The sequence below is a fragment of the Enterobacter sp. Ap-867 genome (genome assembly GCF_011752855.1).
In the GTDB taxonomy this organism is placed as follows: Bacteria; Pseudomonadota; Gammaproteobacteria; order Enterobacterales; family Enterobacteriaceae; genus Cedecea.
In genome coordinates, this window is the sequence record NZ_VWWS01000008.1 from 1 (window position 1) to 21086 (window position 21086).

Annotated in this window: 20 protein-coding genes; 9 read left to right on the plus strand and 11 right to left on the minus strand. The window is 54.4% G+C overall.

Going from position 1 to position 21086, the window contains the following annotated elements:
* Window positions 1-390 precede the first annotated feature (390 nt).
* A complete protein-coding gene (nadA, locus tag F3J26_RS18480) occupies window positions 391-1452 on the plus strand; it encodes a quinolinate synthase NadA (RefSeq protein WP_166995552.1) in 1062 nt (353 codons plus the stop codon).
* Between the two features lie 23 nt (window positions 1453-1475).
* Complete coding sequence (pnuC, locus tag F3J26_RS18485) at window positions 1476-2192, plus strand: nicotinamide riboside transporter PnuC (protein ID WP_166995310.1); 717 nt, start codon at window positions 1476-1478, stop codon at window positions 2190-2192.
* On the opposite strand, the gene zitB is transcribed toward pnuC, so the two are convergent.
* Window positions 2193-3128 carry a CDF family zinc transporter ZitB gene (gene zitB, locus F3J26_RS18490; RefSeq protein WP_166995312.1) on the minus strand — a complete coding sequence of 312 codons (936 nt, stop codon included), beginning with the start codon at window positions 3126-3128 and terminating at the stop codon, window positions 2193-2195.
* Window positions 3129-3460: 332 nt separating this feature from the next.
* Here zitB and aroG point away from each other — a divergent pair, with 332 nt between their 5' ends.
* Window positions 3461-4513 carry a 3-deoxy-7-phosphoheptulonate synthase AroG gene (aroG, locus tag F3J26_RS18495; RefSeq protein ID WP_008456184.1) on the plus strand — a complete coding sequence of 351 codons (1053 nt, stop codon included), beginning with the start codon at window positions 3461-3463 and terminating at the stop codon, window positions 4511-4513.
* A gap of 225 nt (window positions 4514-4738) precedes the next feature.
* On the opposite strand, the gene gpmA is transcribed toward aroG, so the two are convergent.
* From gpmA to modE, 7 genes are all read right to left on the minus strand, one after another.
* Entirely contained in the window at window positions 4739-5491 is a 753-nt protein-coding gene (gpmA, locus tag F3J26_RS18500) for a 2,3-diphosphoglycerate-dependent phosphoglycerate mutase (RefSeq protein ID WP_008456186.1), read from the minus strand.
* A gap of 209 nt (window positions 5492-5700) precedes the next feature.
* Window positions 5701-6741, minus strand: a complete 1041-nt coding sequence (gene galM, locus F3J26_RS18505) for a galactose-1-epimerase (protein ID WP_166995314.1) — start codon at window positions 6739-6741, stop codon at window positions 5701-5703.
* Window positions 6735-7883 (minus strand): galactokinase, encoded by a 1149-nt coding sequence (gene galK / locus F3J26_RS18510; RefSeq protein ID WP_166995316.1) that lies wholly within the window; start codon window positions 7881-7883, stop codon window positions 6735-6737. Before galK ends, galM begins: the two co-directional genes overlap by 7 nt.
* Window positions 7880-8932 (minus strand): galactose-1-phosphate uridylyltransferase, encoded by a 1053-nt coding sequence (galT, locus tag F3J26_RS18515; protein WP_166995318.1) that lies wholly within the window; start codon window positions 8930-8932, stop codon window positions 7880-7882. Before galT ends, galK begins: the two co-directional genes overlap by 4 nt.
* Window positions 8933-8941: 9 nt before the next feature.
* Window positions 8942-9958, minus strand: a complete 1017-nt coding sequence (gene galE / locus F3J26_RS18520; RefSeq protein WP_008456192.1) for a UDP-glucose 4-epimerase GalE — start codon at window positions 9956-9958, stop codon at window positions 8942-8944.
* A 209-nt stretch (window positions 9959-10167) separates the two neighbouring features.
* On the minus strand, window positions 10168-11646 hold the full coding sequence (modF, locus tag F3J26_RS18525) for a molybdate ABC transporter ATP-binding protein ModF (RefSeq protein ID WP_008456204.1): 1479 nt from the start codon (window positions 11644-11646) through the stop codon (window positions 10168-10170).
* A 77-nt stretch (window positions 11647-11723) separates the two neighbouring features.
* Window positions 11724-12515 carry a molybdenum-dependent transcriptional regulator gene (gene modE, locus F3J26_RS18530; protein WP_166995320.1) on the minus strand — a complete coding sequence of 264 codons (792 nt, stop codon included), beginning with the start codon at window positions 12513-12515 and terminating at the stop codon, window positions 11724-11726.
* A gap of 299 nt (window positions 12516-12814) precedes the next feature.
* Between modE and F3J26_RS18535 the strand changes: the two genes are divergently transcribed.
* From F3J26_RS18535 to modC, 5 genes are all read left to right on the plus strand, one after another.
* On the plus strand, window positions 12815-14377 hold the full coding sequence (locus F3J26_RS18535) for an AbgT family transporter (protein ID WP_166995322.1): 1563 nt from the start codon (window positions 12815-12817) through the stop codon (window positions 14375-14377).
* 91 nt (window positions 14378-14468) lie between these two features.
* Window positions 14469-14621, plus strand: coding sequence for an AcrZ family multidrug efflux pump-associated protein (locus F3J26_RS18540; RefSeq protein WP_166995324.1), 153 nt, complete (start codon window positions 14469-14471; stop codon window positions 14619-14621).
* Between the two features lie 188 nt (window positions 14622-14809).
* The gene (gene modA, locus F3J26_RS18545) at window positions 14810-15586 is read left to right on the plus strand and encodes a molybdate ABC transporter substrate-binding protein (protein ID WP_166995326.1); all 777 of its coding nucleotides are present in this window, start codon (window positions 14810-14812) and stop codon (window positions 15584-15586) included.
* Complete coding sequence (modB, locus tag F3J26_RS18550; protein ID WP_008456216.1) at window positions 15583-16275, plus strand: molybdate ABC transporter permease subunit; 693 nt, start codon at window positions 15583-15585, stop codon at window positions 16273-16275. The genes modA and modB overlap by 4 nt, the downstream gene beginning before the upstream one ends.
* Window positions 16275-17333, plus strand: coding sequence for a molybdenum ABC transporter ATP-binding protein ModC (modC, locus tag F3J26_RS18555; RefSeq protein WP_166995554.1), 1059 nt, complete (start codon window positions 16275-16277; stop codon window positions 17331-17333). Before modB ends, modC begins: the two co-directional genes overlap by 1 nt.
* Here modC and F3J26_RS18560 read toward each other — a convergent pair whose 3' ends face one another.
* Window positions 17334-18164, minus strand: a complete 831-nt coding sequence (locus F3J26_RS18560; protein WP_166995328.1) for a pyridoxal phosphatase — start codon at window positions 18162-18164, stop codon at window positions 17334-17336.
* 128 nt (window positions 18165-18292) lie between these two features.
* Here F3J26_RS18560 and pgl point away from each other — a divergent pair, with 128 nt between their 5' ends.
* On the plus strand, window positions 18293-19291 hold the full coding sequence (gene pgl, locus F3J26_RS18565) for a 6-phosphogluconolactonase (protein WP_008456226.1): 999 nt from the start codon (window positions 18293-18295) through the stop codon (window positions 19289-19291).
* A 56-nt stretch (window positions 19292-19347) separates the two neighbouring features.
* On the opposite strand, the gene F3J26_RS18570 is transcribed toward pgl, so the two are convergent.
* Complete coding sequence (locus F3J26_RS18570) at window positions 19348-20616, minus strand: putative acyl-CoA thioester hydrolase (RefSeq protein ID WP_166995330.1); 1269 nt, start codon at window positions 20614-20616, stop codon at window positions 19348-19350.
* A 145-nt stretch (window positions 20617-20761) separates the two neighbouring features.
* Window positions 20762-21001, minus strand: coding sequence for a hypothetical protein (locus F3J26_RS18575; protein ID WP_008456230.1), 240 nt, complete (start codon window positions 20999-21001; stop codon window positions 20762-20764).
* Window positions 21002-21086 lie beyond the last annotated feature (85 nt).

Sequence of the window (21086 nt, forward strand, 5' to 3'; positions counted from 1 at the left end):
CGACCCACCAGTGTAGAAAGGCGCCCTAAAGGCGCCTTTTTGCTATTCTGAATTCGGGCAGGGTTCGAGCCTGCAGCAGGTTCGACAAAATCGCTTTTTGATTTTGCCCGTCGCTTGCGACGACCCGTAGGGTGAAATCATCCGGCACGACCCACCAGTGTAGAAAGGCGCCCTAAAGGCGCCTTTTTGCTATCTGCGATTTGAAAACCCTGTCATTCCCGGCACTCATTCCCCACTGCTCTGTTTCTCTCTGCGCATCGAGCAATAACCCACGACATTTCGACTAAATTTCGCTATCTTGTTTAGCATATAAAACAATGAGTGCCAAAGATGGCGTAAATTACGCTTTATTTGGCCTGTAATGTTAAGTCAGTAAAACGAGATTGCATGATGAGCGTAATGTTTGACCCGGAAACTACGATTTATCCCTTCCCACCGAAACCCACGCCTTTGAGCAGGGATGAAAAAGAATTTTATCGTGAAAAAATCAAGCGCCTGCTTAAAGAGCGGGATGCGGTGATGGTGGCACACTACTACACCGACCCGGAAATCCAGTCTCTTGCGGAAGAGACCGGCGGGTGTATTTCTGACTCGCTCGAGATGGCTCGCTTCGGCGCTAACCACCCGGCGTCCACGTTACTGGTCGCAGGGGTTCGTTTTATGGGCGAAACGGCGAAAATCCTTAGCCCCGAAAAAACCATTTTAATGCCTACCCTCAATGCCGAATGCTCACTGGATCTCGGCTGCCCGATTGAGGCGTTCAACGCTTTCTGCGACCAGCACCCGGATCGCACGGTGGTCGTCTATGCTAATACCTCTGCCGCGGTAAAAGCCCGAGCGGACTGGGTCGTGACGTCCAGTATTGCGGTAGAACTGATTGAGCATCTCGACAGCCTGGGTGAGAAAATCATTTGGGCACCGGATCGCCACCTTGGCAGCTACGTGCAAAAGCAGACCGGTGCCGATGTGCTGTGCTGGCAGGGGGCCTGCATCGTGCACGATGAATTTAAAACTCAGGCGCTGGCGCGGATGAAGGCGCTGTACCCGAATGCAGCGGTGCTGGTTCATCCTGAATCACCGCAGGCCGTGGTGGATATGGCCGATGCTGTAGGCTCGACCAGCCAACTGATCAATGCGGCTAAAACTCTGCCTCACCAGCAGCTTATTGTGGCTACAGATCGTGGGATATTTTATAAAATGCAGCAGGCGTGTCCGGACAAAGAGCTACTGGAGGCGCCAACCGCAGGAGAAGGGGCAACCTGCCGCAGCTGCGCACATTGCCCGTGGATGGCAATGAACGGGCTTAAAGCGATTGCTGAGGGGCTGGAGCAGGGCGGGGCCGCACACACGATTGAAGTGGATGCGGCGCTGCGTGAAGGCGCGCTGGTTCCACTTAATCGCATGCTCGACTTTGCGGCAGAATTGCGTCGAACGATTAAAGGCAACGCGTAACAGTATTACGCTCTGGGGAGTTCATGGATTTTTTTAGCACGCAGAACATTCTCGTCCACATCCCCATTGGGGCGGGCGGGTATGACTTATCATGGATTGAAGCCGTGGGAACGCTGGCGGGATTGCTATGTATCTGGCTTGCCAGCCTGGAGAAGATAGGCAACTATGCCTTCGGGTTAATTAACGTCACGCTGTTTGCCATCATTTTCTTTCAGATTCAGCTCTACGCCAGCCTTCTTTTGCAGCTGTTCTTTTTTGTGGCGAACATTTACGGCTGGTACGCCTGGTCGCGGCAAAGCAGTAACCATCAATCCCTGCTGCAAATTCGATGGCTACCTTTGCCTAAGGCAATTGCATGGCTGGTGATTATCGTCGCAGCGATTGGGTTGATGACGCTGTTTATCGATCCGGTCTTTGCCTTCCTGACCCGGGTTGCGGTGTCTGTGATGCAGAGTCTGGGGCTGAACGTCATCTTGCCGGAACTACAGCCAGACGCCTATCCGTTCTGGGACTCGTGCATGATGGTGCTGTCGATTGTGGCGATGATTCTTATGACCCGGAAATACGTGGAAAACTGGCTGCTGTGGACGGTCATTAACGTCATCAGCGTGGTTATCTTTGCCCTGCAGGGCGTTTACGCGATGTCGCTGGAATACCTCATTCTGACGTTCATTGCGCTGAATGGCAGCCGGATGTGGATTAACAGCGCGCGGCAGTCCGGCTCGCGCGCCTTCTCCTGATCAATGGTGATGATGGGCATGACCAGCGCTGTGGTCATGCTCATTCAGGTCGCAGTCAGGGCCGTGACAAACCTGATACTCCATCTGTACCGTGGCATGCTCTATCTGATACTCGTGCTCGAGGAAGTGATGTATGCGCGCCAGCAAAGCATCATGATCGTGGGGCGGTACAACCTGAACATGCAGCGTCATCAGCGGTTTTTCACCTACCAGCCAGATATGGACATGATGCACGTTACGCACTTCTGGTATCGAGCGGGAAAGATTGCGCTTCAGGGCTGCAATGTCGATGGCGCCCGGCGCACCTTCTAAAAGCTCATTGACGCTCTCTTTCAACAAACTCCAGGCGCTGCGTAGCACCAGGCAGGACACCAGCACCGACAGGATTGGGTCAATCGGCGTCCAGCCGGTCCAGAGGATCACCACCGCGGCCACAATTGCCCCCACTGAACCCAGCAAATCACCCAGAACATGCAGCGCTGCCGCACGGACGTTGAGGTTTTTCTCTCCGCTGCCGCTGTGCAGGATCCAGAAAGAGACCAGGTTCGCCAGCAGCCCGGCGATCGCAATGGTCAGCATTGCCCAGCCTGCAATAGGCTGAGGATTTGAGAAGCGCTGAATCGCTTCCCAGACGATAAGTATGGTGATAACCACCAAAGCGATAGCGTTTACAAAAGCGGCAAGCGTCGTCAGGCGCAGCCAGCCAAAGGTATGCCGGGCGTTGGGCGGCCGACGAGCAAAATGCACGGCCAACAAAGCAAACAGCAGCGCCGCTGCGTCGGTGAGCATATGGCCGGCATCGGCCAGCAGAGCCAGCGAGCCGGAAAGCAGGCCGCCGATAACTTCGGCAACCATAAAAATTGCCGTGATGAGAAAGGCAAACAGCAGGCGTTTTACGTTGCTATCAGCAGAGGTATGTTGGTGTGAATGCGCCATGATCTCTCGCAAAAAATTAATCCCGGTGGGCTAATTATAACTGCTCCATGGTTTCAACTGGTTGAAAGAGGCTGAAAAATCCTGCGAGTCAAAAATGGGAATGGGACCTTAATTTTCAAAATAGCATTCAATATTGAAAATTTAACATCCTTCAGTGGTAAGCATTGAAACATGGCGTTAATCCATCGATTCTCATTCTGTTTTCACTGTTTTTTTCGAGTTTTCAGGATTAATTTATTAGAAGTGTAAAAGCCCGTTTACACTTGTGGTTATGCGAGTTAGATTGAAAGGATTGCAACGAAGAAAAATATCAGGACGACCCCGGAAATATCATGAATTATCAGAACGACGACTTAAGAATTAAAGAGATTAACGAGCTTCTCCCCCCTGTAGCGCTGTTGGAAAAATTCCCCGCCACTGAAAAAGCCGCCCACACTGTCTCTCAGGCGCGTAAAGCGATCCATAAAATCCTTAAAGGCAGCGACGATCGCCTGCTGGTGGTGATCGGGCCTTGCTCCATCCACGACACCAAAGCCGCCAAAGAGTACGGCGCGCGCCTGCTGGCATTGCGTGAAGAGCTTCAGGGCGAACTGGAAGTGGTGATGCGCGTCTATTTCGAAAAACCACGCACTACCGTGGGCTGGAAAGGTCTGATTAACGATCCGCACATGGACAGCAGCTACCAGATTAACGACGGTCTGCGTATTGCGCGTAAACTGCTGCTAGATATCAACGATTCCGGCCTGCCAGCTGCGGGGGAATTCCTCGATATGATCACGCCTCAGTATCTGGCGGATCTGATGAGCTGGGGCGCTATTGGCGCGCGTACCACTGAATCACAGGTACACCGCGAACTGGCTTCCGGCCTCTCTTGCCCGGTTGGCTTTAAAAACGGCACCGACGGCACGATCAAAGTTGCGATTGATGCCATCAACGCTGCTGGAGCGCCGCACTGCTTCCTGTCCGTAACCAAGTGGGGCCATTCCGCTATCGTTAACACTAGCGGGAACGGTGACTGCCACATTATTCTGCGTGGCGGCAAAGAGCCTAACTACAGCGCGAAGCATGTGGAAGAGGTCAAAGCTGGCCTGGTTAAAGCGGGGCTTGAGCCACAGGTGATGATCGATTTCAGCCACGCCAACAGCAGCAAACAGTTTAAAAAGCAGATGGATGTTTCTGCCGACGTTTGCGGCCAGATTGCCGGCGGCGAAAAGGCTATCATCGGCGTGATGATTGAAAGCCATCTGGTAGAAGGCAACCAAAGCCTGGAGAGCGGCGAGCCGCTGGTCTACGGCAAAAGCGTTACCGACGCCTGCATTGGCTGGGATGATACAGAAGTGGCGCTGCGTCAGCTTGCTGCTGCGGTAAAAGCTCGTCGCGGCTAATAGCCTGATTTGAGCAATAAAAAAGGCGTGGTGCTTACCACGCCTTTTGTTTGCTGACAAAGAGGGAAAAATCTTGGTTTTTCCCTCTTTGTGGTTATCAGCCGAAAATCAATGAATTTATTTTCCTGTTTTTCAACAAGCCTTCTGGTATTTCTTCTATAACCATAGGTTTGTCAGCAGTCTTGGGGCGTGGTGCTTACCACGCCTTTTTTCATGGGCGGAGAATTACTTCGCTTTGCCCTGGTTGGCTACTGCGGCGGCTTTCGCTGCGATTTCGTCAGCGTTGCCCAGGTAGTAACGTTTCAGCGGTTTGAAGTTCTCATCGAACTCATAAACCAGCGGTACGCCGGTAGGGATGTTCAGCTCGAGGATCTCATCTTCGCTCAGGTTATCCAGGTATTTAACCAGTGCGCGCAGGGAGTTACCGTGAGCCGCAACGATAACGCGCTCGCCGGATTTCATGCGTGGCAGAATGGACTCATTCCAGAACGGCGTTACGCGGTCGATGGTCAGCGCCAGGCTTTCGGTAGTTGGCAGTTCGCTGTCGGTCAGTTTAGCGTAACGTGGATCGTGGCCAGGGAAGCGCTCGTCGTCTTTAGACAGCTCTGGTGGGGTGATCGCGAAGCCGCGACGCCACTGTTTAACCTGCTCGTCACCGTATTTTTCAGCGGTTTCCGCTTTGTTCAGACCCTGCAGGGCGCCGTAGTGACGCTCGTTCAGTTTCCAGGATTTCTCGACCGGCAGCCAGGCCTGGTCCAGTTCATCGAGGATGTTCCACAGAGTGTGGATGGCACGTTTCAGCACAGAGGTGTAAGCGAAGTCGAAAGTGAAGCCTTCATCCTTCAGAAGCTTACCGGCAGCCTTAGCTTCGGTACGACCTTTATCAGACAGATCAACATCATACCAACCAGTGAAGCGGTTTTCGTTGTTCCACTGGCTTTCGCCGTGACGAACCAGTACCAGCTTAGTAACAGCCATGATTTACTCCTTAATGAGCCTGGGATTAATGATAACAATTATCATTATATTGCCGCGCCATAAGCCACGGCAATGATAAACGTTTAACATAGCGAAAAAGCGCGTGGAGTGTAAGGTGGTTGTAAAAGGTTGTTATATTTTTGGCTCGATCTGGCGGGAAAGTCAGCGATTTGGTGAGAAATTGCCCTTAATGAAAAGGGCAAGAGGTTTTAATGGGGCTGAAACTGGTATTCCGTAATGCTGAGATACGTCTCATCCGGATTTAACCAGCAGTCCGGCTGCGGCCATTCCGGGTTATTTGGGCTGTCCGGCAGGAAGCCGCTCTCCAGCGCCAGACCGTTCCAGTCGCTGTAGCTTTCTTGATCGCGTGCAGGGGTGCCGGCCAGATAGTTTCCGCTATAGACCTGTAGCGCTGGCGCCGTCGTAAACACGTTCATTTCCAGCGCACCGTCGGTGGACCAGAGTCGTGCCACGGGTTGGCTGAGATCGCCTTTGGCCTGCAGCAGGAAAGCATGGTCGTAGCCTTTGGTGATTTGCTGATCGGCGTCGGCCAGGAAATCTTGTGTAAGCGTTTTTGGCTCACGAAAATCAAAGCTGGTGCCGGCCACTTTTTTCAGGCTGCCCGACGGCAAGCCGCTGGCGTCGACGGGCAAATAGCTGTCGGCCAGCAATTGAAGTTTATGTTGCCGCACATCGCTTTGAACGCGGTCAAGATTGAAGTAGGCGTGGTTGGTGAGACCGACCGGGCACGGCTTATCGACGGTGGCACGAAGCTCGATGCTGATGCGGTTATCTTCCGTTAAGGCATAGCGCGCCGTGGTGTGTAATTTACCGGGGAAACCCTGATCGCCGTCGCAGGAATCCAGCGCGTACGTCACAGCCTGCTCATTTTGCACGGCAATGCGCCAGCGGCGTTTGTCGAAGCCTTCCGGCCCGCCGTGAAGCTGATTTTCGCCCTGGTTAATCTCAAGCTGGAGCATTTCACCGCCGACGGTAAGCTTCCCTCCGGCAATACGGTTAGCGTAGCGCCCGACGGTCGCACCCATAAAGGCACTTTGCTGTAAATACTGCTCAGGCGAAGCGCAGCCCAGCAGCGTTTCCCGCACGCTACCGTCTTTGAGCGGCACCCGACAGGAAAGCAAGGTCGCGCCCCAGTCCATCAGGGTGACAACCATCCCCGCGCTATTGCGCAGGGTGGTAAGCCGAAACGGCTGGCCGTCCGGCGCCAGCTGCGGCGTCTCTTTTAGCATTGACCTGCTCCTTCGGAGGCTTTGCAAACGTAGAAGGTTTCTTTAATCCCGGTTTTGCTCTCGTACTGTTCTTCCACAGCCTGTTTCACGGCCGGAACGAGATCATCGGGCACCAGGGCGACAATACAGCCCCCAAAACCACCGCCGGTCATACGTACGCCACCTTTCTCGCCAATCGTCGCTTTGACGATCTCTACCAGAGTATCGATTTGTGGCACGGTGATTTCGAAATCATCGCGCATGGAGGCGTGAGATTCGGCCATCAGCTGGCCCATGCGAACCAGGTCACCTTTGGCAAGTGCATCTGCGGCTTCCACGGTACGGATATTTTCGGTCAGCACATGACGAACACGTTTGGCAACAATTGGATCCAGCTCGTGCGCTACGGCATTGAATTTTGCCAGCTCAACGTCGCGCAGGGCTTTCTGGCTAAAGAAACGGGCACCAGTTTCACACTGTTCGCGGCGGGTGTTGTATTCGCTACCCACCAGCGTGCGCTTGAAGTTACTGTTGATGATGACTACTGCAGCGCCTTTTGGCATGGAGACCGCTTTCGTTCCGAGGGAGCGGCAATCAATCAGCAGGGCGTGGTCTTTCTTGCCAAGGGCGGAAATCAGCTGATCCATAATGCCGCAGTTGCAGCCGACAAACTGGTTCTCTGCTTCCTGGCCATTGAGGGCCAGCTGAGCGCCATCCAGAGGCAGGTGGTACAGATGCTGGAAGACTTTGCCGACCGCGACTTCCAGCGAGGCTGACGAGCTTAACCCTGCGCCCTGCGGCACATTCCCGCCGATCACCATATCCACGCCGGAAAAGTTTTTATCTCGCTTCTGCAGATGCTTCACTACGCCGCGAACATAGTTAGCCCACTGTTGCGTGTTATGCGAGACGATAGGGGCATCAAGGGAGAAGCTGTCCTGTTGATTGTCATAATCGGCGGCAACAACTCGCACGATACGGTCGTCTCGTTTGGCACAGCTGATAACCGTCTGGTAATCAATCGCGCAGGGCAGCACGAAACCATCGTTGTAATCGGTGTGTTCACCAATCAGGTTTACACGGCCAGGGGCCTGAATAGCGTGGGTGGCCGGGTAGCCAAATTGTTCAGCGAACAGACGCTGGGTTTTCTCTTTCAGACTCATAATGACGCTCCTGACTGGCGGAAATGGATATCACTGACGGCACGCAAGCGTTCTGCGGCTTGCTCTGCGGTTAAATCGCGTTGGGTTTCGGCCAACATTTCATAGCCGACCATAAATTTACGTACCGTGGCGCTGCGCAGCAGCGGCGGGTAGAAATGCGCGTGAAGCTGCCAGTGCTGATTGCTTTCACCGTTGAACGGTGCGCCGTGCCAGCCCATTGAGTAGGGGAAGGAGCACTGGAAGAGATTGTCATAGCGGCTGGTGAGTTTTTTCAGCGCTAACGCCAGGTCAGCACCTTGTTCTGCACTGAGGTCGGTGATACGCAGGACGTGGGTTTTGGGCAGCAGCAGCGTTTCGAACGGCCAGGCTGCCCAGTAAGGGACGACGGCCAGCCAGTGTTCGGTTTCAACCACGGTGCGGCTACCGTCCGACCGTTCACGCTGCACGTAGTCCAGCAGCATTGGGGTGCCCTGGTGGGCGAAATATTCACGTTGTAGGGCATCTTCACGGGCGACCTCATTAGGCAAAAAGCTGTTTGCCCAAACCTGTCCGTGAGGATGTGGGTTGGAGCAGCCCATGGCCGCGCCTTTGTTTTCAAATACCTGAACCCACGGGTATGTCTGCCCCAGTTCAGCGGTCTGCTGTTGCCAGGTTTGTACGACTTCTTCCAGAGCGGGAAGCGTAAGCTCTGGCAATGTTTTACTGTGGTCGGGAGAGAAGCAGATAACCCGGCTGGTACCGCGCGCGCTTTCGCAACGCATCAAGGGATCGTGGTTCACTGGGGCATCGGGCGTGTTCGTCATCAGCGCCGCAAAATCGTTGGTAAAAACGAAAGTGCCGGTGTACTCGGGATTTTTATCCCCGGTAACGCGCGTATTCCCTGGGCAAAGAAAACAGTCCGGATCGTGTGCCGGAAGTTTTTCTTGCGCAGGGGTTTCCTGCGCGCCCTGCCAGGGGCGTTTCGCCCGATGTGGCGAAACTAAAATCCATTGACCCGTTAGCGGGTTATAGCGGCGATGCGGGTGATCGACCGGGTTAAACTGCTCCATCACATATCCTTAATCTTCATAACCTTGGGGATGGCGTGACTGCCAGCGCCAGGTATCGTCTGCCATTTCCTGCAGCGAACGGCTGACACGCCAGTTGAGTTCTTTGTCGGCTTTGGTGGCGTCGGCCCAGTAGGCCGGCAGATCGCCATCACGACGAGGGGCAAAGTGGTAGTTCACCGGTTTACCGCAGGCTTTGCTGAAGGCGTTCACCACGTCGAGCACGCTGCTGCCGACGCCTGCGCCCAGGTTGTAAATATGGACGCCTGGTTTACCGTTCAGTGCCTGCATAGCGGCGACGTGGCCGTCGGCGAGATCCATCACGTGGATGTAATCACGCACGCCGGTGCCATCTTCGGTTGGGTAATCGTTACCAAAGATAGCCAGCGAGTCACGGCGGCCTACGGCAACCTGCGCGATGTACGGCATCAGGTTATTTGGGATGCCCTGAGGATCTTCACCCATATCGCCCGACGGATGGGCGCCAACCGGGTTGAAGTAGCGCAGCAGCGCAACGCTCCAGTTTGGCTGTGCTTTTTGCAGGTCGGTAAGAATTTGCTCAACCATCAGCTTGCTTTGGCCGTAAGGGCTGGCGGGTTTACCGGTAGGGAAACTTTCTACATAAGGGATTTGAGGCTGGTCGCCGTAAACGGTAGCGGAAGAGCTGAAGATAAAGTTAGTGACATTTGCCGCGCGCATGGCGGCGATAAGCTTCAGGGTGCCGGTCACGTTGTTGTCGTAATACTCCAGCGGCTTATTCACCGATTCGCCGACGGCTTTCAGACCGGCAAAATGGATTACGGCGTCAATACGATGATCGTGGAAAATTTCTGCCAGCAGGGCTTCGTCGCGGATATCACCGTTGATAAACAGCGGATGCTTGCCGCCCAGACGTTCAATTTCTGGCAGTACGCTGCGTTTGCTGTTGCAGAGGTTATCGAGGATCACCACGTCATGACCGTTTTGCAGCAATTGTACGCAGGTATGACTTCCAATGTAACCGCTACCACCTGTGACCAAAACTCTCATTTTTCGCTCCATATAGCCTATGGGTTAAGATAACCATAGCATAACAGATGGCTGAAAAATGTGATATGCACCAGATTAGTGGTATCGTTTACACTAAGTCAATAATATGGCTAAAGCAGTATATAAGGCATTGTAAAACAGAGAGATAGAATAAAAGCGTACGGCTATTCCGAAAGTCAGGTCAGGAATAGCCGCCGCGTGTTGCGAGATTATGCGGGAAGAATTTTTTCCAGCTGGTAGCCGTATTTGTCGCCGTCGGGTATGAAGGTCAGCCGATGGGTAATGCACTGCGGCGCATCTTCGGCGTGGTGGGACACAAACAGCAGCTGCGTTTCTCCCTCGCCAATCAAAATATCGACAAAGCGGCGTATCAGCTGCCGGTTGAGCGGATCCAGCCCTTGCAGAGGCTCATCGAGGATCAGCAATGTGGGGTGCTTAACCAGCGCGCGGGCGATTAACGCCAGGCGCTGCTGCCCCCAGGACAAACTATGGAATGGCGCATCGGCGGTGGCGTTATCCATCCCTAACATATGCAGCCATTCGCGGGTCAGCTTCTGTTGACGATCCGAAACGGCCTGGTAGATCCCAATGGAGTCAAAATAGCCCGACAGAATAACGTTTCGTACGGTGGTGCTCACGCGGTAATCCAGATGCAGGCTGCTGCTGACGTACCCAATGTGCTTTTTAATATCCCAGATTGTCTCGCCGCTGCCCCGGCGGCGGCCAAACAGCGTCAGGTCGTTGCTGTAGCCCTGCGGATGATCGCCAGTGATCAGGCTGAGTAGCGTTGATTTTCCTGCGCCGTTAGGGCCGACAATTTGCCAGTGCTCGCCGGGGTTCACTGACCAGCTAAGTTTGTGCAGGATAGGGCGATCGTTGTATTCCACCACGCCATCGTTAAGCACAATACGAGGCTGGTTTTCCGGCAGCGTATAGCGAGCGGACGGATCGTCAGCTTCCGGGAGCGCCACGCCCGCCAGCTTCTCGCTGTGGGCCAACTGAGCGATGAGCGCCTGCTCAAGTAGCGCCTGCTTTTTACCACTTTCTGTCAGCGTGCAGTCCGCCAGCACGCCGGCAAATTGCACAAAATCCGGGATTTCATCGAATCGGTTCAGGACCAGAACCAGGGTGTAGCCCTGGGCGCTAAGCTGCTCGAGAAGGCTTGCCAACTGCTGGCGGGATTTCACGTCCAGCCCGTCGAACGGCTCATCCAGGATCAGCAGTTCTGGCTCTGACATCAACGCCTGGCAAAGCAGCGTTTTGCGCGTTTCCCCCGTCGACAGGTATTTAAAGCGGCGAGTGAGCAAATGTTCAATGCCAAACAGCGCGGCCAGTTCGCCGCAACGAGCCTCATCGACCACCTCTTCCTGTATAATTTCTGCGGTGGTGCGACCGGTGTCGTCTTCGTCGGCGCTGAGCATATCGGTGTTATTACGCTGCCATTCGTCGCTGACCAGCTTTTGCAACTGTTCAAAAGAGAGATGAGCAATGCGGGTGAAGCCGCAGTGGCGTTCGCCCTTCATGATGGGCAGGCTACCGGCCAGCGCACGGGCAAGAGCGGATTTGCCGCTGCCGTTCGCCCCAACAAAGGCCCAGCTTTCTCCGGCGCGAAGGGTAAGGTCGTTCAGGGTAAGGGTTTTTATGTCGCTAAGGTGAAACGTACCTTGCGAAATTTGCAACGCAGACATATTTTATCCCATTTTTTGCAGCGATGAGGCTACAGAAATACGGCGTGTCTGCGCTGATGTCAATGAGAAGCGGACTTTTAGCAGAGTGTCGCGACAATCACCCTGTCTGCATTGAAATATGCTGTGACCTTAGCACCTTCTGCCAGCGCCTGTTGTTCTACGTGGATATTCGGCAGGGTGGCGCACAGCGTCTGGCCATCCGCCAACTGAACCAGCACTTCACTTTGTTCTTTGCCCTGCTCAATGCTGCTGATTTTGCCCGGCAACTGGTTATCGGCATTGCCCGCCGCATTAGCATCAGTGGTGACGTCTATCCACGGCGCTTTGATAAGCACCAATACTTCTTTGCCTTCGTCCAGCCCAAGCCGCTCTGCGCTTTGGCGGGTAATCGCCGCTTTCAGACGAGTTTCACCGTCAGCCAGCAGAATATCGACGTGCTGCTGAACCTGTTCGTCATCGCGTTTAAGTACCGTACCAAACAGCTGATTGCGGGCGCTTGTTTGCAGCGAAAAGCGGGAAATGGCGGCGAGCAGACTGTCTAAAGGCAGGGCATCATCCTGCAGAACATCAAAGGCCTTTTGTTGAATTTGCGCGAGCAGATCGTAAAGCTGAATAAGGCGCTCGCCGTACCGTGTCAGAACGGCACCGCCGCCGCCTTTGCCGCCGGTGGCGCGATCAACCAGGTTTGATTCTGCCAACTGGTTCATTTCGTTAATGGCATCCCAGGCGCTTTTGTAACTGATACCCGCCAGTTTTGCACCCTGGCTAATGGAGCCCGTGTGGCGAATTTGTTTAAGCAGCGCAATGCGTCGCGGGTCGGCGAACAGCCGTTGCTGGAGTTTCAGCGTTAATAAAATTTCAGCCTGCATAGTTTCTCCGCGCCGCAAACCGGCTCAGCGTTTCCCTTTGTAATCATGGGGAAAATTATATCAGCTCGCCGCCAGGGGACAAATCGTTCCTGATTGAGCACAGCAATTTCATGGTTACTGTTCGATTATATCGAATTAATAACCAGTTTTTGTCTGTTTATTAGATTTTAATTTTTATTAACCCGGTCTTATTCAGAGATTAATTTCATTAAAAGAATAGTTTCATCGTGTCATTACCTTTATTATCCCTGCCGTACATTGGATGACAGCACAGACATTTGTCGGGATTGGGGGCAACTATGAGTACGTCGACAACAAAAGGAAATGAGGCAAAAGATAACCGCTTACTGAACGGTTTTCTTAATGCCATCGAAAAAGCTGGTAACCGACTGCCGGAACCCGCGCTGATTTTCTTCTATTTTTTACTGGTTGTGATGGGGCTATCCGCCGTGCTGTCACAGCTGGAGTTTGACATCGTTAATCCGGTAACGCAGCAGGCCGTGCAGGTCAATAACCTGCTTTCCGCCGAGGCGTTAACGCTTACGCTTTCTACGATGGTGACCACTTTTACCAGCTTTGCTCCTTTAGGCATTGTTCTGGTGGCGATGCTGGGCGTCGGCGTTGCCGAAAGCTCCGGCTTTATTAACGTTGCGCTGAAAAAAATGCTGCGCGTTACGCCGAAAAAACTGCTGACGCCGATGCTGATTTTTGTCGCTATGTTTAGCCACGTCGCGGCGGATGCGGGATATGTGCTGGTGATCCCTCTCGGTGCCATTATTTTTATGTCTGCCGGGCGCCATCCTTTGGTGGGGATCGCGGCGGCATTTTCCGGCGTATCCGGTGGCTTTGCGGCCAATATGGTGCCAACCGGGAACGACGCGCTGCTGCAAGGTTTCACCCAGGCCGCGGCTCAACTGCTCGACTCAACGTATACCGTGAACACGCTGTGTAATCTGTTCTTCGGGATCGGCTCAACAATATTGATTACTCTCGTTGGCTGGTGGGTGACGGAGAAAATCGTCGAGCCCCGGGTCAGTAAAATGGCGGTTGATGGCGACTTTAAGCATGATGAAGATATGTCCAGCGTCACGCCAGAAGAGAGCCGGGCATTCCGTCGTGCGGGGCTGGTGATGCTCCTTAGTTTGCTGGGGCTTGCTGCTGTTGCCTGGCCTGAAAGCTCAACGCTGCGCAGCCCTGAAGGCGCGTTAACCGACTTCGGCGCGCCTATCATGAAGTCAATCGTGCCGCTTATCTTCCTTATTTTTATCCTGCCGGGCATTGTCTATGGTTTTGCGGCAGGTACCTTTAAATCGGGGAAAGACGTCATTGGGGCAATGAACGACTCAATGAGCAAAATGGGTTCTTATATGGTGATGGCGTTTTTCTGTGCGCTGTTTATCAAAGCCTTCAGCGATTCGAATATTGGTACGCTGGTGGCGCTGGCGGGGGCGGACGGCCTGAAAGCCATGGCGCTGCCGGGAGAGGCGACAATCATCGGTATGGTGCTGCTGACGGCGCTGGTTAATCTGCTGATTGGTTCGGCTTCGGCAAAATGGGCGCTGCTGTCGCCTATTATGGTACCGATGCTTATGGCCGTTGGGATATCGCCAGAGCTTACGCAGGCGGCATTCCGCATCGGTGATTCTTCCACAAACATTATCACGCCGATGATGGTGTTCTTCCCGCTGATCGTGATTTACTGCCAGCGCTATGTGAAAGGCGCTGGCGTGGGCACGCTGGTGTCGATGATGATGCCTTATTCTATCGCCTTCCTGGTGAGCTGGAGCCTCTTCCTGCTGGTATGGTGGGGGCTTGAAATGCCGCTTGGTATTGCGGCACCTTATACCTGGTCAGCCGGATAAGCCGAGGCGGGCGGGCAAATGGCACAAAAGGAGAGTGCGTTTTTCTCAACTGACGCTAGAATAATCACTCTCGCTTTTGCCGGAGGCAACTATGTTCGAGTTATTGAAAAGCCTGGTGTTTGCCGTGATCATGGTGCCGGTTGTGATGGCAGTGATCCTCGGTCTCATCTACGGATTGGGTGAAGTGTTTAACGTCTTTTCAAAAGTCGGTCATCGCGACCAACAGCCGAAACAGCATCACTGATTCCCTGAAGGCCCGGCATTTGCCGGGTTTTCTCTTTCTGCCGCCTATAGCGCCCTCTACATACGCTCTTTCCGTTGATCTCCGTCAAGAACTTTAAAGCCCTTCTTCTTTCTGCCGATAAATTCTGTATCTTCCGCATTGCAATCGTTATATTTCACGTTACATAACGAAACAAACGGAGTGAAAACATGAATCAACGTTGGGTTCGCCTTGCCCTGGGCGCGGCATTATCTGTTTCTCTGGCAGGCCAGGCACTGGCTGAAAGTAGCAAAATTACCGTCTTTGCGGCGGCGTCGTTAACCAATGCGATGCAGGATATTGCCACGCAATATCAGAAAGAGAAGAAAGTTGAGATTGCTTCTTCTTTTGCCTCTTCTTCCACGCTGGCTCGCCAGATTGAAGCGGGGGCGCCGGCCGATCTGTTTATTTCTGCCGATCAGAAATGGATGGATTATGCTGTTGAGAAAGACACCATCAAAACGGACACTCGCGAAACGCTACTGGGTAACAGCCTGGTTGTCGTCGCGCCAACCGCCAGCAAGCAGGGCGACATCACCATTGATGCGAAAACCGACTGGGCATCGCTGCTGAAAGGTGGCCGTCTGGCCGTGGGCGATCCCGATCATGTTCCTGCGGGGATTTACGCCAAAGAGGCGCTGCAAAAGCTGGGCGCATGGGACAGTTTATCCAGTAAACTTGCTCCGGCGGAAGATGTCCGTGGTGCGCTGGCGCTGGTTGAGCGCGACGAAGCGCCGCTGGGCATCGTTTACGGTTCTGATGCCGTCGCTGGAAAAGGCGTAAAAGTCGTGGGCACCTTCCCGGAAGATTCCCACAAGAAAGTGGAATACCCGATTGCGATTGTGAAAGGCCACGATAACCCGTCAGTGACCGCGTTCTATAGTTATCTGAAAGGACCGGAAGCGGCGAAAGTCTTCCAAAAATACGGATTTACGACGAAACAATGATATTGAGCGATCCCGAGTGGCAGGCGGTACTGCTAAGCCTAAAAGTCTCATCTATTGCGGTACTCTTCAGCCTTCCTGTCGGGATCTTCTTTGCCTGGGTGCTGGTTCGTTGCCGCTTCCCGGGCAAAGCCTTGCTCGATAGCCTGATTCATCTTCCCTTAGTCCTGCCGCCGGTGGTGGTGGGCTATTTGCTCCTGGTGGCTTTTGGCCGCCGCGGTTTTATTGGAGCCTGGTTGTATGATTGGTTTGGCATTACCTTCGCCTTTAGCTGGCGAGGGGCGGTGCTGGCGGCGGCGGTTATGTCTTTCCCGCTGATGGTCAGGGCAATCCGCCTTGCGCTGGAAGGGGTTGATCTCCGTCTTGAGCAGGCCGCCAGAACGCTGGGCGCAGGGCGCTGGCGTGTCTTTTGCACCATTACTTTGCCGTTAACGTTGCCGGGTATTATTGCGGGTACCGTGCTGGCTTTTGCCCGCTCGCTGGGCGAGTTTGGCGCGACAATTACTTTTGTGTCCAACATTCCCGGTGAAACCCGAACGCTGCCTTCGGCCATGTATACCCTGATTCAAACCCCCGGCGGAGAAAGCGCCGCCGCACGTTTGTGCCTGATCGCTATCGCGCTGGCGATGGCCTCGCTGCTGGTGGCCGAATGGCTGGCGAGAGTCAGCCGCAAGCGTATGGGGGCAAACTGATGCTGGAACTTAACTTCGTTCAGACGCTGGGTACGCACCGGCTGGAAATCAACGAAACCCTGCCGGGCCAGGGCATCACGGCTGTTTTTGGCGTTTCTGGGGCAGGGAAAACCTCATTAATCAATGCGATTAGCGGCCTGACTAAGCCGGAGAAGGGGCGTATCGTGCTGAACGATCGCATTCTGAGCGATGCCGAAAAACAGCTTTATCTGCCGCCGGAAAAACGCCGGGTGGGCTATGTCTTCCAGGATGCGCGCCTGTTCCCGCACTACCGAGTTCGCGGCAATTTAAAATACGGCATGGCAAAAAGCATGGCCGGCCAGTTTGATAAGCTGGTGGCATTGCTCGGCATCGAAGAGTTGCTGGAGCGTTTTCCCTGGAGCCTTTCCGGCGGTGAAAAGCAGCGTGTTGCCATTGGACGGGCACTTCTGACCGCGCCGGAACTGCTGCTGCTGGACGAGCCGCTAGCCTCTCTGGATATTCCCCGTAAACGTGAATTGTTACCTTATCTCCAGCGGCTCGCCCGCGAGATCAATATTCCCATGCTGTACGTGAGCCACTCGCTGGAGGAAATCTTACATCTGGCGGATAAAGTGCTGGTGCTGGATGCGGGAAATGTTAAAGCGTTTGGTAACCTTGAAGAGGTTTGGGGCAGCAGCGTGATGCATCCGTGGCTGCCTAAAGAGCAGCAAAGCAGCGTGCTGAAAGTGACCGTGCTTGAGCATCATCCTCATTACGCTATGACGGCGCTGGCGCTTGGCGATCAGCACCTGTGGGTGAACAAAATCGACAAACCGGTGCAGGCCCCACTGCGCATTCGCATCCAGGCTTCTGACGTCTCGCTGGTGCTTCAGCCGCCGGTTAACAGTAGTATTCGTAACGTGCTGCGGGCAAGGGTTGCCCAGTGCTTTGACGACGAAGGGCAGGTGGAGGTTCAGCTCGAAGTGGGCTCCCGCACGCTGTGGGCGCGCATCAGCCCCTGGGCCCGGGACGAACTGGCGGTAAAACCCGGCCAGTGGCTGTATGCGCAAGTGAAAAGCGTGTCGATCGCAACCTGATTACAGCACGTACTTATAAAGCGTTTCGGCGATTCCGGTTTCCAGATTCGTGCCGATAGTCATATCGGCGCGGGATTTAATTGCGTCGTCAGCATTGCCCATGGCCACACCCATCCCGGCGCTTTCCAGCATGCTCAGATCGTTGTAGTTGTCACCGAACGCAATCACCTGATCCATGGCCAGACCCTGAGACGCTACCCACTGAGCCAGACGGGCGCCTTTACTGTTGCCTCGCTGGGCGACGTCAACCTGATCGTGCCACGACCACTCGCAGGAGAGATCCAGTTCGCGCTCTACCTCAACGGTAAACTGCTTGAGCTTAGGAATATCTGAATCCGTCAGGGCGAATTTCCAGATAGCCTCCACATCCTGAGCCGCCTCTTTGAGTGAAGGCACGCTACGGAAAACCGGCCGCTGCTGTTCAGGTAATGATTGCGCCCAGGTCTGGGTGCGGGCGACGTGGGCTTTGACGTGTTCTGAGCTTTCGAGATAAAGCATCGCATCGTCGACGTACATCAGGCCATGTACCCGGTGAGCGGCCAGTAAATCCACCATTTGTGCGGCCTGCTCCGGGCGAAGAGGATCGGACGCCAGAACCTTTTTTGCATGATAATCATACAAATAAGTGCCATTGCAGCAAATTGCAGGTGTATCCAAAGCCAGTGCCTGATAAAAAGGATGTATGGCGACATGATGGCGACCCGTTACGATAACCACTTTCACGCCCGCTTCGCGAGCTTGCTGAAGGGCCGTAATGGACTCCGGGAGAATGGTTTTTTGCGGGGTCAGTAGGGTGCCATCGAGATCGAGAGCAATTACGCGATAACTCATTTAGGGTTCCAGTCATTATTCATAAGGTTCGTTCCGATGGTACACCGCTCACGCTATAGCGCAAAATAGCTCGCGCCGTGAGCCGGCCTTATGATGCTTACTTACGACGTCAGGAGGAAAGTAAAGTCATGAAACAGACAGTTTATACCGCCAGCCCGGAAAGCCAGCAGATCCACGTCTGGACGCTGCATGCCAGCGGTGAAATGACCCTTGTGCAGGTGGTTGATGCCCCAGGGCAAGTTCAGCCGATGGTTATCAGCCCGGATAAACGCTTCCTTTACGTTGGCGTGCGCCCCGAGTTTCGCGTAGTGGCTTACCGCATTACGCCGGATGATGGTTCTCTGACAGAAGCTGGCGTGGCACCTCTGCCGGGCAGCCCAACCCACATTTCTACCGATCGCAAAGGCCGCTTCCTGTTCAGCGCGTCATACAACGCGGCAAACGTGGCGGTCATTAGCCTTGAAAACGATGGCCTGCCGGGCGAAACCGTCGATGTGGTTGAAGGGCTGGACGGCTGCCACTCGGCGAATATTTCCCCGGATAACCGCACGCTCTGGACGCCTGCGTTGAAGCAGGATCGTATCTGCCTGTTCACGCTGTCCGATGACGGCAAGCTGGTGGCGCAAACGCCTGCTGAGGTCACGACGGTTGAGGGCGCAGGCCCGCGCCACATGGCATTTCACCCGAACCAGCAGTATGTGTATTGCGTGAACGAGCTGAACAGCACCGTTGATGTCTGGGAACTGCGCGACCCGCACGGTAAAATTGAATGTGTGCAGACGCTGGACTTTATGCCGCCAGGTTTCACCGGTACCCGCTGGGCTGCCGATATCCATATCACCCCGGACGGTCGCCATCTTTATGCCTGTGACCGCACCGCCAGCATCATTACCGTCTTCAGCGTTTCCGAAGATGGCAGCGTGCTGAATATCGAAGGCTACCAGCCTACGGAAGAGCAGCCTCGCGGCTTCAACGTTGACCACAGCGGTAAGTACCTGGTTGCCGTTGGGCAGAAATCCCATCATGCCGCCGTGTACAAAATTAACGGCGAGCAGGGGCTGCTGGAAGAAAAAGGCCGCTACGCCGTCGGGCAGGGCCCAATGTGGGTTGTGATTAACGCGCACTGATTGTCAGCCATAAAAAAACCTCGCTGCGGCGAGGTTTTTTCTTACTGAACTAAAAATTACTTCTCTTCGACGACCGGGCTGCCTACACCACGGTTATTGAACTCCCACATGCGGTTGAAGCTCGGGTCATTCAGATCGCGTTTGATCGCGCCTTTCTCGTCTTTAGTGCCAATGTTGCCCGCGAACGGACGCTTGGACTCCAGCGCATCGCCCCACGGTTTAACCGTGTTGAAACCTTCGTTGATCACGCTGTCGCGGATCACAACCTGGCCATTTGCGGCCTGGCCTAAATCCCATGAGCGACCCAACTGAGCGTCACCGGCTGCGGTAAAGCGGCTGTTGATTGCCAGGAAGCCGTAGTAGATGTTTGGCAGCGTGGCTGGTGCGAACACGGAACCTTCTTTGGTGCGGCTGTTCACCAGGCGGAAATCGGTGTTATCAAACACCACGGCACCGCGGCCTGCGACCACATCCACATCACCTTCAATGTAGCTGTTGGTTACCAGCGTACGCGGCTGACGATTGGTCAACATGCGGTTCTGAACATCGCTGTTGGTGACGAAGAAGGTGTTCTGGCGGCCCAGCAGGTGAACGTTATTCAGCTGTACTTTATCGCCATCGCTGCGCAGCGCCACGGCCTGGTGATTGCCGGCGTCCACGCTGTCACCCAGGGTGTTCTGGATGGTCAGGTTCTGGAGCTGCAGGCCATTATTCTGTGACCAAACGGCAGCGGAACACATCACGCCCACGGTCGCGCCGCGGCGGCTCTGGCAGTTATCGAACATGTACCAGGCGGGTTTCCCTGGCATGTATTTCCCGCCCGGGTTAACGGTGCGACGCCAGGTTGTCGGATCGATTTCAGAGTCCAGCGTCAGGCCGATTTTGACATCATCTGCGTTGCCGGAAGTGCCGTACAGCGTCACGCTACCGGAAGCTGCAGGAATATACACCGTACCTTCATATTGACCCGGCATGATGGCGATATACAGGCGAGAGCTGCTGTGCTTGATAATAGCAGCGTCCACCGCGGCCTGGACTGACGTGTGGGTGACGCCAGGCGTACCGGCAGGGCCAACCACGAAATCAGGCTGCTGAGGCGTGCGAATCGAGGACGGCGTCCACGGGGCTTCATTTGGGTTCATCGCGGTGAAGTAGCGCGCTGCCACAAAATTCTGTGCTTCGTCAGCCGCCAGGATCGGGCGGGACTGGGTTCCCGGCGCCACCTGAGTAGACGGTTTGTCCTGGGGTGGGGTTGAGCTACATGCACTCAGCGCCACGGCGAAAGCCAGGGCTGCGGCGCGACGAGAAACCGATAATGTGTTCAAGGTTGCTCCTTGCTGTACGGTGGAATAGAGGGTTATTTCAAAACCTGCTTTTTATACTAAGTTGAGCGAAACGGGAAGCCGATTTGTGCAAATCGGCTTCAGAAAGGGGGGAGAGGGTATTTTTCGTCGATGAAAAAGCGATTTGTTATTCTTTTTCTACTTCGTACTGACCGTTTTTTTTGCGAATAATATATTTGTGGTCATCATCGCAGGAGACGGTAAGTGAACCTCCGAATGCGGCGGGGTACACGCTGTTCACGGTATCGCACTGATAACCCGCCTGGCGAATCACTGACTGTGTCTCCGCCTTTAGCTGGGGCGAGCCGGTATCGGCCAGGGCGCTGCCTGCCATCAGGCAGAAGCTGAGTACAACGGTTCTCTTCATTTCTGTCTCTCTGTGATGTGAATCTGGTGAAAGGTTAATCGGCAGCGAGACGGGAAGGGATTAATAACTTAACTGGATTTATTTG